This is a genomic window from Roseibium sp. FZY0029, assembly GCF_036350355.1.
GTDB lineage: Bacteria > Pseudomonadota > Alphaproteobacteria > Rhizobiales > Stappiaceae > Roseibium.
Map to the genome: position 1 here is coordinate 15308 of NZ_JAZDVZ010000005.1, position 14001 is coordinate 29308.

The 14001-nt window shown below is 57.7% G+C and carries 18 protein-coding genes; 16 read left to right on the forward strand and 2 right to left on the reverse strand.

Annotated features, from left to right (window positions below; genetic code table 11):
- The first annotated feature begins 115 nt into the window (after positions 1–115).
- The 14 genes from V1T76_RS14980 (at position 116) to V1T76_RS15045 (ending at position 9858) form a co-directional block, all read left to right on the forward strand.
- Entirely contained in the window at positions 116–538 is a 423-nt protein-coding gene (locus V1T76_RS14980) for a VOC family protein (protein ID WP_330561480.1), read from the forward strand.
- 56 nt (positions 539–594) lie between these two features.
- Complete coding sequence (locus V1T76_RS14985; protein WP_330561481.1) at positions 595–1305, forward strand: glycoside hydrolase family 25 protein; 711 nt, start codon at positions 595–597, stop codon at positions 1303–1305.
- A gap of 90 nt (positions 1306–1395) precedes the next feature.
- Entirely contained in the window at positions 1396–1821 is a 426-nt protein-coding gene (locus tag V1T76_RS14990) for a MerR family transcriptional regulator (protein ID WP_330561482.1), read from the forward strand.
- A complete protein-coding gene (locus V1T76_RS14995; RefSeq protein ID WP_330561483.1) occupies positions 1821–2264 on the forward strand; it encodes a PaaI family thioesterase in 444 nt (147 codons plus the stop codon). The genes V1T76_RS14990 and V1T76_RS14995 overlap by 1 nt, the downstream gene beginning before the upstream one ends.
- Positions 2265–2267: 3 nt before the next feature.
- On the forward strand, positions 2268–2714 hold the full coding sequence (locus tag V1T76_RS15000; protein WP_330561484.1) for a GNAT family N-acetyltransferase: 447 nt from the start codon (positions 2268–2270) through the stop codon (positions 2712–2714).
- A gap of 21 nt (positions 2715–2735) precedes the next feature.
- Positions 2736–3908: an isovaleryl-CoA dehydrogenase gene (locus V1T76_RS15005; protein ID WP_330561485.1), complete on the forward strand. Its 1173-nt coding sequence runs from the start codon at positions 2736–2738 to the stop codon at positions 3906–3908.
- A gap of 20 nt (positions 3909–3928) precedes the next feature.
- Positions 3929–4315 carry a cupin domain-containing protein gene (locus V1T76_RS15010; RefSeq protein WP_330561486.1) on the forward strand — a complete coding sequence of 129 codons (387 nt, stop codon included), beginning with the start codon at positions 3929–3931 and terminating at the stop codon, positions 4313–4315.
- A gap of 76 nt (positions 4316–4391) precedes the next feature.
- A complete protein-coding gene (locus V1T76_RS15015; protein WP_330561487.1) occupies positions 4392–5081 on the forward strand; it encodes an SDR family NAD(P)-dependent oxidoreductase in 690 nt (229 codons plus the stop codon).
- 231 nt (positions 5082–5312) lie between these two features.
- Positions 5313–5930, forward strand: coding sequence for a TetR/AcrR family transcriptional regulator (locus V1T76_RS15020; RefSeq protein ID WP_330561488.1), 618 nt, complete (start codon positions 5313–5315; stop codon positions 5928–5930).
- Positions 5931–5944: 14 nt separating this feature from the next.
- Complete coding sequence (locus V1T76_RS15025) at positions 5945–6907, forward strand: VOC family protein (RefSeq protein WP_330561489.1); 963 nt, start codon at positions 5945–5947, stop codon at positions 6905–6907.
- A gap of 171 nt (positions 6908–7078) precedes the next feature.
- The gene (locus V1T76_RS15030) at positions 7079–7669 is read left to right on the forward strand and encodes a GNAT family N-acetyltransferase (RefSeq protein WP_330561490.1); all 591 of its coding nucleotides are present in this window, start codon (positions 7079–7081) and stop codon (positions 7667–7669) included.
- A 13-nt stretch (positions 7670–7682) separates the two neighbouring features.
- Positions 7683–8087, forward strand: a complete 405-nt coding sequence (locus V1T76_RS15035) for an ACT domain-containing protein (protein WP_330561491.1) — start codon at positions 7683–7685, stop codon at positions 8085–8087.
- 115 nt (positions 8088–8202) lie between these two features.
- Positions 8203–9060 (forward strand): adenylate/guanylate cyclase domain-containing protein, encoded by an 858-nt coding sequence (locus tag V1T76_RS15040; RefSeq protein ID WP_442970126.1) that lies wholly within the window; start codon positions 8203–8205, stop codon positions 9058–9060.
- Positions 9061–9243: 183 nt separating this feature from the next.
- Positions 9244–9858, forward strand: a complete 615-nt coding sequence (locus tag V1T76_RS15045) for an ATP-dependent Clp protease proteolytic subunit (RefSeq protein ID WP_330561493.1) — start codon at positions 9244–9246, stop codon at positions 9856–9858.
- Between the two features lie 64 nt (positions 9859–9922).
- Here V1T76_RS15045 and V1T76_RS15050 read toward each other — a convergent pair whose 3' ends face one another.
- Complete coding sequence (locus tag V1T76_RS15050; protein WP_330561494.1) at positions 9923–10327, reverse strand: Clp protease ClpP; 405 nt, start codon at positions 10325–10327, stop codon at positions 9923–9925.
- Between the two features lie 550 nt (positions 10328–10877).
- Here V1T76_RS15050 and V1T76_RS15055 point away from each other — a divergent pair.
- Both V1T76_RS15055 and V1T76_RS15060 read left to right on the forward strand, forming a co-directional pair.
- Positions 10878–11675, forward strand: coding sequence for a YdcF family protein (locus V1T76_RS15055; RefSeq protein ID WP_330561495.1), 798 nt, complete (start codon positions 10878–10880; stop codon positions 11673–11675).
- 112 nt (positions 11676–11787) lie between these two features.
- Positions 11788–13035 (forward strand): adenylate/guanylate cyclase domain-containing protein, encoded by a 1248-nt coding sequence (locus V1T76_RS15060; protein ID WP_330561496.1) that lies wholly within the window; start codon positions 11788–11790, stop codon positions 13033–13035.
- Here V1T76_RS15060 and V1T76_RS15065 read toward each other — a convergent pair.
- Positions 12921–13676, reverse strand: coding sequence for a DUF599 domain-containing protein (locus V1T76_RS15065; protein WP_330561497.1), 756 nt, complete (start codon positions 13674–13676; stop codon positions 12921–12923). The two genes, V1T76_RS15060 and V1T76_RS15065, sit on opposite strands and share 115 nt — an antisense overlap.
- Positions 13677–14001: the final 325 nt, after the last annotated feature.

The following is a 14001-nucleotide window of genomic DNA, read 5'->3' on the forward strand; positions in this document are numbered from 1 at the left end:
TGAAAGTTTCCCCCAACGAGCCGATGCTCAACAGGAAACGTTGCCGCATGCCCTGCAATCCCTGTCAGTTGAGTGATAAGAAGGGCGAGGGGTTTCAAACGGAGTAAACGAGAACATGCGGCCAAAGCTTGATGGCATTCTGGAAACTGCTGTTTATGTCGATGACATGCAGGCGGCGCACTCTTTTTATTCTGACATATTGGGATTGGATCGCATGGTCGCCGGAGAAAGGCTCTCTGCGTATGATGCCGGTCCCGCCCAGACCCTTCTGGTGTTTCATCGCGGCCATACCGGAGAAGACGTTGAAACGTCTGGCGGTGTCGTGCCGGGGCACGATACGACCGGGCACAGTCATTTTGCCTTCCGTATCAGCGCAGATCAACTGGCTCCGTGGCGAGACTATCTGAACGAAATGAACGTGGAGATTATCAGCGAGGTCACGTGGCCTGCTGGTGGTCAGAGCCTTTATATCAACGATCCGGACGGCAACGTTCTGGAGCTGGTCACTGCACCCCTTTGGCCAAATTTTCAGTCGTAAACCTTCAAGGTCTTGCGACAGGGTGACGGTGTTTGAAGGTCATATCGGGTGGCGCAATGAATTTCTTGCAAGCGGTCCTGCGGACATTGTTCTACGTTGCCGTCGGCGGGGTTATTTCGATTGTCGGAGCGGCGTTTTTCTTCATGAATTGGGAGCCTGACCGGAACCACTACACGATCCGCGGCATCGATATTTCGCACCATCAGGGAGATGTCGATTGGGCGCAGGTGGCCGCGGATGATGTTGCCTTCGTCTATTTGAAAGCGACTGAAGGCGGAGACTTCAAGGACCGTGCCTTCGCCCGCAACTGGGCTGGGGCCGGTGGCGCCGGTCTGGCGCGGGGAGCCTATCATTTCTTCAGCCTGTGCAAGTCTGGACGGGAGCAGGCTGAAAACTTCCTGTCCGTCTTGCCTCAGGACGGCGACATGCTGGCCCCCGTGGTGGATCTGGAATACACCGGCAACTGTGCCCGACGTCCGTCCGCTGACGAAGTTTTGCAGGAGATCAGTGACTTTGCGGAGCTGGTCGAGCAGGGGCGTGGCAAACAGGTCATTCTCTATGCGCCGGAGGACTTCTATCAGGACTATCTGAAGGGAAGGGGCCTGAACCGCCGGCTCTGGACTAGGTCTGTGTGGCATTCGCCCAGTTATGTGTCAGACTGGACGCTCTGGCAGTACCACGACAGGGGAGCGATCAAGGGCATTTCGGGGGACGTGGACCTGAATGTTCTCCATCCGGACAAGAGTCTGGATAACCTGAAGTCCTGATTGCACAAGCTTATGAAATATAAGCTTTAAAATAGACGTGTTGACTTTAACGTAAAAAGGCGGAACTGTGCGCCCCAACAAGGAGCGGGCATGCAGCGTTATTTCACCATTACCCAGCTGACGCAGGAGTTCGACATAACGACCAGAACGCTGCGATTCTATGAAGCGCAGGGGTTGGTGTCACCGACGCGCCGCGGCCGACAACGCCTTTACACGCCAGGCGACCGGACCCGCATCAAGCTGATCCTGCGTGGCAAGCGTCTTGGGTTTTCCTTGAACGAAATCAAGGAAATGATCGAGATGTACGGCAGTGCGCCAGGCGAGGCTGGCCAGTTGCGGCTGCTGCTGGACAGGATTGCGGCCCGCCGGGCAGAACTTCTCGAAAAACAACGCGATATCGAATTGACGCTTGTGGAGCTCGATGATGTCGAGGCTGGCGCGAAGGCGCGCATGGCCGTGCTCGAAACAGGTCCGGGCAAAACGTCCGGCGCAGATGCTGCATCGGAGAAAAGCTGATGGATCTGTTTCCTCGTGACGAGAATTGGGAAACACGCGTACGTGCGAGTTTTGCCGCTCAGAAATTCATGACCCATCTGGGCGCGCAGATGGTTCACGTCTCGCCAGGCGCTATCGATCTGGAATTGACGATGCGGCCCGAACTGACACAGCAGCATGGTTTTTTCCATGCGGGTGCTACCTCTTCCATTGCTGACAGTGCGGCGGGATACGCGGCTTTGACACTGTTTGCAGCCGGCTTCGGCGTGCTGACGAGCGAGTACAAGATCAACCTTTTGAACCCGGCAAAGCAGCCTGTGCTTCTTGCTCGGGGACGTGTGGTCAAACCTGGCCGCACTCTGACCATTGCCAAGGCAGATGTTTACGGACTGGACGACGGCACGCAGGTGCATGTCGCAACAGGCCTGTTCACGCTCATGAGCGTCGCAGGCGTTAAGGACTGAAGAATGACGGAAATCACCACCCGGCCTCTCAAGCGGTCGGACAAGCAAGGTTGGCTCAAACTGTGGGCCGCCTATCTTCTGTTTTACAAGCAGGACCTGGCACCGGAGGTTACAGAAAAGCTGTTTGAACGCCTTCTTTCCGATACGGGCCACCGGGCTTTCGTAGCAGTGCAGGGTGATGAGCTTGTCGGCCTGGTTCACTACCTGTTTCACGAAAGCACCTGGGCTCTGTCGTCGACCTGCTATCTGGAAGATCTGTTTGTGAGCGAAAACCTGCGCGGAGGAGGGGCTGGCCGCAAGTTGATCGAGGCAGTCTATCAGGCCGCAACGGATGAGCCGTCCGCCAGCGGCAAGGTCTACTGGCACACCCATGATCACAATACGCGCGCCCGGCAGCTTTACGACCGCATCGGCGTGTTGAGCGATTTTGTCCGATACGACAGGCCATAAGAACTCTGGGAGGTAATCAACATGATCCGTAACGATTTTCCGGGTTTCAATTTCGATCTCGGCGAAACCGCCGACATGCTGCGCGACACCGTCCGCTCCTACAGTCAGGACCGGATCGCGCCTTTGGCGGAAAAGATCGACCGGGAAGACTGGTTCCCGCGTGAGCTCTGGCCTGAAATGGGAGAGCTCGGTCTTCACGGGATCACGGTGGAGGAAGAATGGGGCGGTTCGGGGCTCGGGTATCTGGAGCACTGCATTGCCATGGAAGAAGTCAGCCGGGCGTCCGCCTCAATCGGCCTCAGCTATGGGGCCCATTCCAACCTGTGCGTCAACCAGTTGCGCCGCTGGGGAAGTGACGACCAGAAGAAGCGCTATCTGAACAAGCTGGTGACCGGTGAACACCTGGGCGCATTGGCCATGTCGGAACCGGGGGCCGGGTCTGACGTCGTTTCCATGAAGCTGCGGGCGGAAAAGAAGGGCGATCGTTACGTCCTCAACGGATCCAAGATGTGGATCACCAACGGCCCGTCTGCCGATACGATGATCATCTACGCCAAGACCGATCCGGAGGCCGGGCCGAAGGGTATCACGGCCTTTCTGGTCGAAAAGAGCTTCCCCGGTTTTTCCGTCGCTCAGAAACTGGACAAGCTCGGCATGCGCGGGTCCGAGACCGGCGAACTGGTGTTCCAGGATTGCGAAGTTCCGGAAGAAAACGTCCTTGGTCAGGTTGGCAAGGGCGTCAACGTTCTGATGTCGGGTCTCGACTACGAGCGTGCCGTTCTGGCGGCGGGGGCTGTCGGCATCATGCAGGCAGCCATGGATGTGGTCATCCCCTATGTGCACGAACGCGAGCAGTTCGGTCAGCCCATCGGCACGTTCCAGCTTGTGCAGGGTAAGGTGGCCGACATGTATGTGAGCATGAATGCCACCAAGTCCTATGTCTATGCAGTTGCCAAGGCTTGTGACAGAGGCGAGACGACCCGTGAAGATGCGGCTGGTGCGATCCTCTATGCGGCCGAGAACGCAACCAGGCTGGCACTTGATGCAATCCAGCTGCTTGGCGGCAACGGTTACATCAACGAATATCCGACCGGCCGTTTGCTGCGCGACGCAAAGCTTTACGAGATCGGCGCAGGTACGTCGGAAATCCGGCGGATGCTGATTGGCCGGGAGATCTTCAACAAGACGGCGTAAACCTAAGCAGAGAGACCGGCATGAAACAGACACGGCTTCCGGACAAACCTGATGCAAAGTCTCCAGCAGGGGCCGATATCCGTTTCATCATGGATGGCCCGACAGGAAACATGATCCATTCGACTGTTCCTGTCGGCCAGACGAACCGCGCGACACGGCACAAGACCGTGCATGAATTCTGGCACGTGCTTGCCGGCAGAGGCCAAATCTGGAGGGCTGACGATGCCAGCCAGGCTGTTGTCGACCTTGAGGCCGGTGTCTCCATTGATATCCCGGCCGGAACGGCCTTCCAGTACCGGAACACCGGTGAAAGCGTGCTCCAGTTCATTTGTATCTCCATGCCTCCCTGGCCTGGTGATGAGGAAGCCGCTTTTGTCGAAGGCCCCTGGGAGGCGACGGTCGGCTGAACCTAGGGCCGATCCCGTTACCGAACCGATCCGGCTTTTTCTGCGTATCGCTGTCATCACGAAAGAGAGGCAGTGAATGACGACAGTAGCGGTGATCTTCGGTGCCAGCGGCGGAATTGGCTCTGCCGTGAGGTCGCATCTCGAAAGCGCCGGTGGCTATGACGCGGTCATCGGGCTTCATCGCAAGTCTTCACCACCCCTCGATCTGATCGAAGACCACAAGATCCAAGCCTGTGCCGAAGAGGTTCGGCAGGCTGGCGATGAAGTGCGTTTGCTCTTCGACGCGACCGGTGCACTCACTCTGGGGTCCGCGCGTCCCGAAAAGAGCCTGGGGGAACTTGATCCTGAAGTCCTTGCCCGGTCGTTTGCAATCAATGCCATTGGCCCGGCACTGTTGATGAAACACTTCTTGCCGCTGTTTCCGAGAGAGGGACGGAGTGTTTTTGCGACCCTTTCGGCCAGGGTCGGTTCAATCGGCGATAATGGCCTTGGCGGATGGTATAGCTACCGGGCCTCGAAGGCCGCGCTCAATCAATTGGTTCGTACTGCATCGATTGAGCTGGCACGCAAGAATCCCGAGGCAATCTGCGTCGCGCTTCATCCGGGCACGGTGAGAACCTCCCTGACCGAGAATTTTGCAAAAACCGGGCTAGACGTACAGGAACCGGCGGTCGCGGCAGAGCGTCTTGTGGACCTTATGACCAGCCTCACGCCCGCTCAGTCCGGAGGGTTTTTCGATCAGTTCGGCAGGCCCATCGCCTGGTAGGTGCGGGTAACCCGCGATGATGGGAACATTGCGGGTAGCGGTCGGATTTGGTCAGCCCGCACAGAGTGTTGGCGGGGCTCCCCTTCGATTTTTACCAGTCTCTCATTTCCTGAAATTCTGCATCAATCATAAGGCCTTCACTCCAAGTCCTTCCATTGGCGGCAGGGCAGTTGCCGTGCGTCCGCATCCAAGTAGATTGACAACATACCAACCGGTTGGTATGTGTTGAGCATGGTAGAGAAATCTCAAAAGACAAAACGGCCGGATGCGCGGATAAAGCTGCTGGATTCTGCTTTGCGTGTGATCCGGATGAAGGGCTATTCGGCCACCACCGTGGATGATCTGTGCCGTGAAGCGGGCGTGACCAAGGGAGCCTTCTTCCATCACTTTCGATCCAAAGACGATCTGGCGGTGGCGGCTGCGGACTACTGGTCTGAAACCACCGGAGCGCTTTTCGCACAGGCGGCGTATCACGATCCGGAAGACCCGCTTGACCGGGTGATTGGCTATCTCGATTTCCGCAAGGCCTTGGTACAGGGCGATGTGCCGGAGTTCACCTGTCTGGTCGGGACCATGGTGCAGGAGGTCTATGACACGAACCCTGCCATCCGCGATGCTTGCAACCGAAGCATCACCGGGCACGCGGCAACGCTGGTTTCCGATATCGCAGAAGCGGCCGAGGCCAGGGGTATTGAGGTTCCTGGAGGAGCAGAAAGTCTGGCGCTTCACACGCAGGCCGTCATTCAGGGGGCTTTCGTGCTGGCAAAGGCAGGCAATGCGCCATCAATAGCGACAGAGAGCATCGAGCATCTGAAACGTTACGTCGAACTGCTGTTCGGGCGGTCGTGAGAGGGGAGAGTGCAATGAGTGAAGTCGAAATTCGCAAGGAAGATCTGACACTGGAACTCAGCCGGGTCATTGCCGCACCGCGCGAGGCCGTTTGGCAATGCTGGACCAATCCGGAATTGCTGAAGCAGTGGTTTTGTCCGAAACCCTGGTATGTGCAGAAGGCTGAAATGAACGTTCGACCAGGTGGGCGTTTCAACACCGTGATGGCCGGGCCGGAAGGTGAGCAGTTCGAGAACGTGGGCATGTTCCTGGAAGTCATCGATGGTGAGAGGCTGATGTTCACGGATTCCTTCTCCGAGGGCTATGTGCCGCGGGAGACGTCGTTCATGACAGGTTACGTCCAGCTTGACGATGTTCCGGGTATCGGCACGCGCCTGACATGGGGGGCGCGACACGCCACCGAAGCAGACAGGAACAAGCATCTTGAGATGGGCTTTGAGGAGGGCTGGAAAGCAGCCTCCGCCCAACTCGATGCGCTTGCCAGGTCGATTGCTGTCGAGGGGCTGCAAAGTGAACCGGCGTTTGCCGCCAAGGTGCGCACCTGTCTGTTCTTTCGTGAAAAGGGAGAAGAAGCTGCCGGCTTCTACACGTCCCTATTGCCGAACAGCGAGATTGAGTCAGTCTTCCGCCCGGATCCAAACGGGCCAGTGCTGGTTGCCGAGTTCACCCTGGCAGGGGCGCCCTTCATGATATTGAACGGCAACCCGGATATGCAGCCAAGCTATCTGACGTCGATTTCCATACTGACGGAAGATCAGGCGGAAACGGATCAGTTATGGCAAGCGCTTCTTGCCGATGGCGGGGAAGAGGGCCAGTGCGGCTGGCTGAAAGACCGTTACGGCGTTTATTGGCAGATTGTTCCCAAGGCATTGCCCCGGCTGATGCATGGCAGCAATCCGGAAAGCGCCGGACGCGTGAGCGCGGCTTTGATGAAGATGAAGAAGATCGACATTGCCGGCTTGGAAGCCGCCGCCTGACCAACAGCCTTCGCGGAAACTTTTGTCTGGTTCGGCTCGCACTGCACATGTGAAGAGACAAATGCGAAACGCCGCCTGATCCGCGGCGTTTTGCTTTTGTGGAACAGACACTTTCGCCGGGATTGCCGTCTTTGTTCTTTCCGTGCAACGTAGCAATCGAAGGGAGTGGATATGAGCCATAACGATCCCGTCGACATTCAACTTGCGACACCTGAGCGCTGGGCCGATCTGGTGGACCTTTTCGGGCCGGAACGAGGTGCGTCCGGCGGTTGCTGGTGCATGTGGCCTTTCTTGCGGGGCAAGGACTGGAACGCGATGACCCGTGAAGAGCGGCGCGACGCCTTTCAGCACAAGGTGGACGTTGGCCCAGCCCCCGGGCTTCTGGCGTATCGTGGCGACCTTGCCGTCGGCTGGAACGCGCTCGGTCCGCGCAGCCGGTATCTGCGGTTTCAACTTGGAAAAACCAGCCAGCCCCTGCCGGAAGACAGTGAGCAGGCGATAGAGACAACGCACGCGGTCACCTGTTTCTATATCCGGAAAGGGCACCGCGGTACCGGTTTGATGTCCCTCCTGCTGGACGCGGCCATTGCCCATGCGCGGGAGGAAGGGGCTCGACAACTGGATGCCTGTCCCATGGAGACGGACAAGCCTCTTCAATGGGGCGAGGGCTTCGTTGGCATCGCCGACGTCTTCCGCCGTGCAGGCTTTGTCGAAATCGCACGCAGAAGCCCCAAGCGGCCACTCATGCGCAAGACACTATGAACGGATTTTCCTGATGACCGGCGAAACAGACCTTGCCACCCTGATCTCCCAGATGCGCCCGATGCTTGATCCGCAGCCTTATGTGTTCTGCACATTCGTATCGAAATCGATGACGGATCTGGCAGAGTACGACCCGATCGGCCTGTTTGCGGAAACCGAGGGGCTGACGGCTGTTCTCCCGGTTGAGCGGGCGCGTGAACTGGGATTGGCAGAGGCCGAGTGGTTCCGGCGGATAACGCTGACAGTGCATTCCTCGCTGGAGGCTGTCGGTTTGACGGCATCTATTTCCGCGGCTCTGACAGCCGAAGGAATTTCGGCAAATGTGGTTGCGGCCTTTTTTCACGATCATGTTTTTGTGCCCGAGGAACGCGCCGAGGATGCACTGGCGGCGCTGCGAAAACTTGCCGGAGACACTTGACCGCAGTTTTTCCAGGTGTGCCGAACTTGCGTCACAACGGTGAATTCGGTGGATTCTCCCTTGCAATTTCCGGTGCGCCTTCCCATTCCTAAGCGGGAGCAAGCGGGGTAAAAGCATGCAACGGGTCAAGCGGCGTCTGGCGGCAGTTATGTGCGCGGACGTTGCACAATATTCCAAGCTCATGGAGCGGGATGAAGACGGAACTCTGGACCGGCTGAAAGCCTACCGATTGGTGATGTCGGCGCTGACAGAGCGTCATAACGGACGCATCGTGAACACCTGGGGTGACGCCGTCATCATCGAGTTCGCATCCGTCATGGAAGCCGTTCAATGTGCCGTTGACATCCAGAACGAGCTTTCGGTTCGCAACGCTGACCTGCCGGACCTGAACCGTATGGAGTTTCGCATAGGCATCAACCTCGGCGACATCATGGTCGAAGGCGAGGACATCTACGGCGACGGCGTGAATGTAGCCGCCCGATTGCAGGAAATTGCACCGCGAGGCGGCATCATGTTGTCTCAGTCGGTCTATGACCAGGTAAAATCAAAAATGGCGCTGGGCTTCGATCCGCTTGGCCCCCAGCACGTCAAGAATGTCACAGAGCCCGTCGAGACCTACTCGGTGCGTATCGGTGGTCGAAATTCGCCTGCAGACACCAAGGCCAGGCAAGGGGCGCAGAACAAAGGCGCGCCGCGCCAGGAGGGTATTCCAAGGCCGGAATGGGAACGGGATACCCAGGCAGTCGCCACGGGTTTCGAACAGGCCCGCCGCTGGCTGAGGGCTCAGCCGAAACGGGTCCGAGGCTGTGTTTTCATGATCGGCCTCTTTTTCCTGCTCAATGTCCTGACCTCCGGATTGTCCACTTTATGGTTTGTCTGGCCTTCGCTGCCATTTGCGGCCATGCTGTTCTGGCACCTGCTCGTTGGCCGCCAGCAAAAACGGCTCGGCAGGACGACGGGAACAGGCGATTGAGGACATGTGGCCTTGCCTGTTGCCGATCTGATAACTGTTTTCACGCTAATCAGGGTCTGATGATTTGCGAGTGCAACTGACTTCGCTTACACATGGACCAACGCAGGGCGGTGGAACCTTCCGTCAGCCCATCGAAAATGCCGGCCCGGCCGGCCCAACAGCAAAGGGAGCTTAATCCTGCGCATGAAAAACTATTCGACCACGGTGCCTGCACGCCTCGACGATGAAGACGAGGACAAGCCCAAGAGCCAGCCGTCGATCCAGGTCGACAAGCATCTGTTCGAAGCGCGTACGGTTCTGATCACCGGTCCGGTGACACAGGAGATGGCCCGCGACGTTTGCGCCCGGCTTCTGGCGCTGGCGCAGGTTTCCAATGACCCGATCACGGTCATCGTTTCGTCCCCGGGCGGTCATGTCGAATCCGGCGACATGATTCACGACACAATCAAATTCATCGCTCCTGAGGTCCGCATCCTCGGCATGGGCTGGGTCGCCAGCGCTGGAGCCTTGATTTACGTGTCGGTTCCCAAGGACAAGCGTTTCTGCACGCCGAACACGCGCTTCCTGCTTCACCAACCGTCCGGCGGCGCCGGCGGCATGGCTACGGATATCGAAATCCAGGCCAAGGAAATCATCAAGATGCGCGATCGTCTGAACAAGATTTTCGCGGATGCAACCGGTCAGCCGATTGCGCGGATCGAAAAAGACACCGACCGCGACTACTGGATGAGCCCGGAAGAAGGGATCGACTATGGCCTGGTCGGCAAGATCGTCACCACTGTTGACGAACTGGGCTGATCACCAACGATCTTCACGAAATACAGAAACGCCGGCTTCGCCGGCGTTTTTTTTCTGAGTGCGGTCACATGCAAACCGCTTCGGGTTGAATGGAATAGTCTCTTGCGCGGGCGACCGGTTTGCGGCCGATCACATGCGGGCGAAGCCGGTCCATTAGGTCCCGCAGGTCTGCTTCGTCACCGGGAGCCCGAACGCCGTTGAAGATGACCGCGACCAGGTGATCGACAAACCGTTCATAGATGTTGTTGCAGGTACAGATCGGCGCCAGCAGATCGCTGACAGGCTTTCCGTCGTAAATCGGAGCTCCGCCTGAGAGAAAGATCAGGAACTCTGTCAGATCGTCCGAGTGTTCGAATTCCGGCAGAAAGCTGGACACGTCGAAACAGGGATCCTGTTCCAGCCTGGCCTTCAGGTGTGGCATTGCCTGCATGATCGCTTCGCGACCACCGAGTTTCATATAGAGTGTCATCTGGTTACCCTCGATTGAGCCTTCAATACGATGGAAACAAGATGACTCGAAAGGCGTGCCAGCCCTGTGACTCTGATCACGGATAATGCCTTTGTTAAAATCACCAGTGCCTGCAGATGGCCAAGGTCAGCCGCAAATTCACTCTTTTGGCCGCGCAAAGGGCCAGAAAGGGCCGAAAAAGGCCCGCAACTGGCCGCAAGCGAAGCCGGCTTATCTTGTCACGGTCAAGTGACGTTGGGGCATCATCCAGGGCACTTAGACCCTGATTCCAGTGGAGAGCTATAGTTACGCGCCACGATCTGCGTCACACCGGATCTGAGCAAATTCCAGATTTGATCACGGCCGAAAAAGAGATCTTAGGGCAGAAAACAAAGGATTCGTTTTCCAGCTAAGTGGTTGAGGATTTCTGCAAAACGGCGATGAGTATGCGGATCGTTTGCCTGCTTGATGGGATTGATCAATCAGGGAGACGCAAAAGGCATGGCCGTCACGGGCGGAACGGATGTATTGCTTGTCACGGGCTGGGCCGAAACGACTCGGATAATCTCATATGTATGTTTTCCTCTCGAAGATCGGCGGTTTTCTCATCCTGCCGTCGAACTTTCTCATTGTTTTGTTGGCTGCCGGCCTGTTGCTGAGCCTTTCGGCCAGATGGCGCCGGTATGGCCGGCTCTTGACCTTCGCCGGGTTTGCCGGACTGATTGTTTGTGCTTTCTCACCAGCGGCAAATTGGCTGATCGTGCCACTTGAGGACCGCTATCAGCGTCCTGCCACGCTGGAAAACTATGACGGCATCATCATTTTGGGCGGCGCCGTGGACACGGTCGTCACCGGTGTGCGGGGCGATACGGCGCTGACCATGTCCGCGGAACGGGTCACCATTACCGCACGTCTTGCAAAGGCGCTGCCGGAAGCGAAGATCATCCATACCGGCGGGCAGGGCATGATTGTGTCGTCTCAGGCAACCGAGGCGGAAGGAGCTGCGAGACTGTTTCGGGACTTCGGCATTTCGCCTGATCGCATCATTCTTGAAGATCAATCCCAGAACACATGGCAGAATGCGGTCTACGCCAAAAGGATCGTTCAGCCGCAGCCCGGCCAGCGCTGGCTGCTCGTCACGTCAGCCTACCATATGCCGCGTTCGATGGGAGTGTTCGAAAAGGCCGGCTGGACAGGCGTGACAGCCTATCCGGTGGATTTCCGCACACGGGGACCTCAGGACAGGATGCTGGGCTTTGACGGTGCCTCCAAGGGCCTCAGACGCTTCGATATTGCCTTCCGTGAGTGGGTAGGCCTTGCGGTCTACAAACTGCTTGGACGGAGCACGGCATTCTTCCCTGGTCCTTAAGCGTGCAAAACACGTTCGGCAGACGCCGACTTTTGAAATCAAACCTCTTTTACTGCAAAGAGCCTGTTCCCATATAATGGGCTCATTCAGGGATTCGAAAGGACGTGGGCTGATGGTCCTCGAAGCGCCGATCGTTGCGGCAGACGTCGTACAATGGCTGTATAGCGATGCGCCCCGACTGAAGGGGACACTCGAAATCGTCACTGAGATGGCGAAACGTTTGCGGGCCGGAAAAGTTCCGGTCGACCGTGTCACCACCGGCATCTGGGTGGTGCACCCGAACGTGCGTGCGGAAAGCTCGATCTGGGTCAACGGTAAGGCGCCGGAGTTGCGCCTCCATACTGCGGACAACACATCGCAGGATGAATACCAGAAGAGCCCTATCAAACGTGTGCATGAAGATGAGACCCCGGTTCGTGTCGAGATCGGCAAGACGCCGGGCGCTGCCGACGAATTTCCGATTACCGCCGAGCTGGCCCGGGACGGCTTTACCGACTACATCGCTCTGCCCATGCGCTTCTCGGACGGCACGGTGAAGGTTGCCAGTTTCGCTACGAAGTCGCCGGGCGGTTTTACAGGCTCTCACATTGGCGTGTTTGAATCGCTCATCCAACCGCTTGCCCTGGTGTGCGAACTGAAGACGCTGCGCCGCACAGCCGAAACGGTGCTGGACACTTACGTCGGCCCCCGGGCAGGACTGAAGGTTCTGGACGGCACCACCCGGCGCGGCGAAGGCGAGTGGATCAAGGCGGTTGTCAGCTTTGCCGACATCCGCGGCTTCACGCGTCTGTCCAATACGCTTCCCGCAGACAAGATCGTCCTGTTCCTCAACAAGTACTTTGGTGCGATGACGGCAGCCGTCGAAGCCCATGGCGGCGAAGTGCTGAAGTTCATCGGCGATGAAGTGATGGCGATCTTTCCCTACGACACCCAAGAGGAAGCCAGGGACGCCTCCATGCGTGCCCTGATGGCTGCACGTGAGACGCTGACGCGGATCGAGGCGATCAACAGCTCCCGCACCTGTGCCGTCACACCAGACCTGAGCGTCGGAATAGCCCTTCACGCTGGCGATGTGTTCTATGGCAACGTGGGCAGTGAAACCCGCCTTGACTTCACTGTCGTTGGTCCGGTGGTCAATCTTGCGGCCCGCATTGCGGAACTTGCGAAGGACCTACAGCGCCAGCTTCTGGTCTCTGACGCCCTGGCCGATATCATGGGCTGCCGGTCCGGCCTGTTCGGACGCTATCAGGTGAAGGGGTTCGATGAACCTGTTTCAGTGTATTCGCCCGATCTGTCGGCCGATCCCAAGTCGGGATATTGCCCCAAAAGCACGGCATCCCTGGCTTTGGAAACAAACTGACGCCGGAGCAGGACCAGGAGAACGGCAAGGGTTGTTGCCGCAAACACATAGGGCCCTGCGAACCAGCCCAGGAAGCCGATTGAAAAAAACAGGGCGCGCTGGCCGCGATTGAAGTGGCGGCCGGCGAGAACGCCCAATTCCCCGGCCTGTGCCGCCATCTTGGTGATCACCTCATCGGGCGCTTGTCCCCTGTGCGGGACCGCTCCCATGATGATGCTGGCATAATTGAACAGCCGGTACGCCCAGCCGAACTTGAAGAAGCCGTAGGCAAAGATCAGCATCAGGGCGAGCACCTTGATCTCCCACAGTGCCCTGTTGTCCGCTACGGGAATGGAGAGGTCTCCGGCAACCTGCACAATGCGTTCCGTTGCATCCAGAAGCGCAAAGCCACCTCCAATCGCCAGAAGCGACGTGGATGCGAAGAAGGCTGTGCCCTGCTGCAGACCGGACATGATCGAGGTGTCCATGATGCGAACCTCGCGCAGGCTCATGACATGCATCCAATTGCGCCGGTAGGTTTCCATCGCGCTGGACAAGGTCTTTTTTCGCAGCGGACTGAGATCGATCAGAACGTTAAAACCGAGCCAGGCGAAAAGAAACCAGGCCGCGGCTGCCAGGTCCAGAGTCGAGAGCGCGTGCATCGTGATCCCTTCTGATTCTCTTGCGGTCGAATCCGACCGTCACCTGTCTTACCAGACTTTTCCGTGTCCCTGACAGACGGACTTGTGGGCGCTAAGTGGCTGAAATTCCAGCAGCGGGAAGAGGTCTGCAAAAATGCGGGATCAGCTGCTCTCTTTTTGCGCTTGCGAAATGGTAAAGGATCGTTTACCTCGTCGCCTCAATGGCGCCATATTTAAAGGTCGGTGGGACCTGGTGCCACACAACAATATGTAGGGTTTTTATGGACGAAAACGTGCAGAAATCTTGTTGGAGCGTCACTCTCTGGACTGTCGCTGCAGTGGGCCT

Bases quoted from the DNA above. Each gene is read 5' to 3' on its own strand.
- V1T76_RS14980 (WP_330561480.1), top strand. From the start codon at position 116: ATGCGGCCAAAGCTTGATGGCATTCTGGAAACTGCTGTTTATGTCGAT.
- V1T76_RS14985 (WP_330561481.1), top strand. From the start codon at position 595: ATGAATTTCTTGCAAGCGGTCCTGCGGACATTGTTCTACGTTGCCGTC.
- V1T76_RS14990 (WP_330561482.1), top strand. From the start codon at position 1,396: ATGCAGCGTTATTTCACCATTACCCAGCTGACGCAGGAGTTCGACATA.
- V1T76_RS14995 (WP_330561483.1), top strand. From the start codon at position 1,821: ATGGATCTGTTTCCTCGTGACGAGAATTGGGAAACACGCGTACGTGCG.
- V1T76_RS15000 (WP_330561484.1), top strand. From the start codon at position 2,268: ATGACGGAAATCACCACCCGGCCTCTCAAGCGGTCGGACAAGCAAGGT.
- V1T76_RS15005 (WP_330561485.1), top strand. From the start codon at position 2,736: ATGATCCGTAACGATTTTCCGGGTTTCAATTTCGATCTCGGCGAAACC.
- V1T76_RS15010 (WP_330561486.1), top strand. From the start codon at position 3,929: ATGAAACAGACACGGCTTCCGGACAAACCTGATGCAAAGTCTCCAGCA.
- V1T76_RS15015 (WP_330561487.1), top strand. From the start codon at position 4,392: ATGACGACAGTAGCGGTGATCTTCGGTGCCAGCGGCGGAATTGGCTCT.
- V1T76_RS15020 (WP_330561488.1), top strand. From the start codon at position 5,313: ATGGTAGAGAAATCTCAAAAGACAAAACGGCCGGATGCGCGGATAAAG.
- V1T76_RS15025 (WP_330561489.1), top strand. From the start codon at position 5,945: ATGAGTGAAGTCGAAATTCGCAAGGAAGATCTGACACTGGAACTCAGC.
- V1T76_RS15030 (WP_330561490.1), top strand. From the start codon at position 7,079: ATGAGCCATAACGATCCCGTCGACATTCAACTTGCGACACCTGAGCGC.
- V1T76_RS15035 (WP_330561491.1), top strand. From the start codon at position 7,683: ATGACCGGCGAAACAGACCTTGCCACCCTGATCTCCCAGATGCGCCCG.
- V1T76_RS15040 (WP_442970126.1), top strand. From the start codon at position 8,203: ATGCAACGGGTCAAGCGGCGTCTGGCGGCAGTTATGTGCGCGGACGTT.
- V1T76_RS15045 (WP_330561493.1), top strand. From the start codon at position 9,244: ATGAAAAACTATTCGACCACGGTGCCTGCACGCCTCGACGATGAAGAC.
- V1T76_RS15050 (WP_330561494.1), bottom strand. From the start codon at position 10,327: ATGACACTCTATATGAAACTCGGTGGTCGCGAAGCGATCATGCAGGCA.
- V1T76_RS15055 (WP_330561495.1), top strand. From the start codon at position 10,878: ATGTATGTTTTCCTCTCGAAGATCGGCGGTTTTCTCATCCTGCCGTCG.
- V1T76_RS15060 (WP_330561496.1), top strand. From the start codon at position 11,788: ATGGTCCTCGAAGCGCCGATCGTTGCGGCAGACGTCGTACAATGGCTG.
- V1T76_RS15065 (WP_330561497.1), bottom strand. From the start codon at position 13,676: ATGCACGCGCTCTCGACTCTGGACCTGGCAGCCGCGGCCTGGTTTCTT.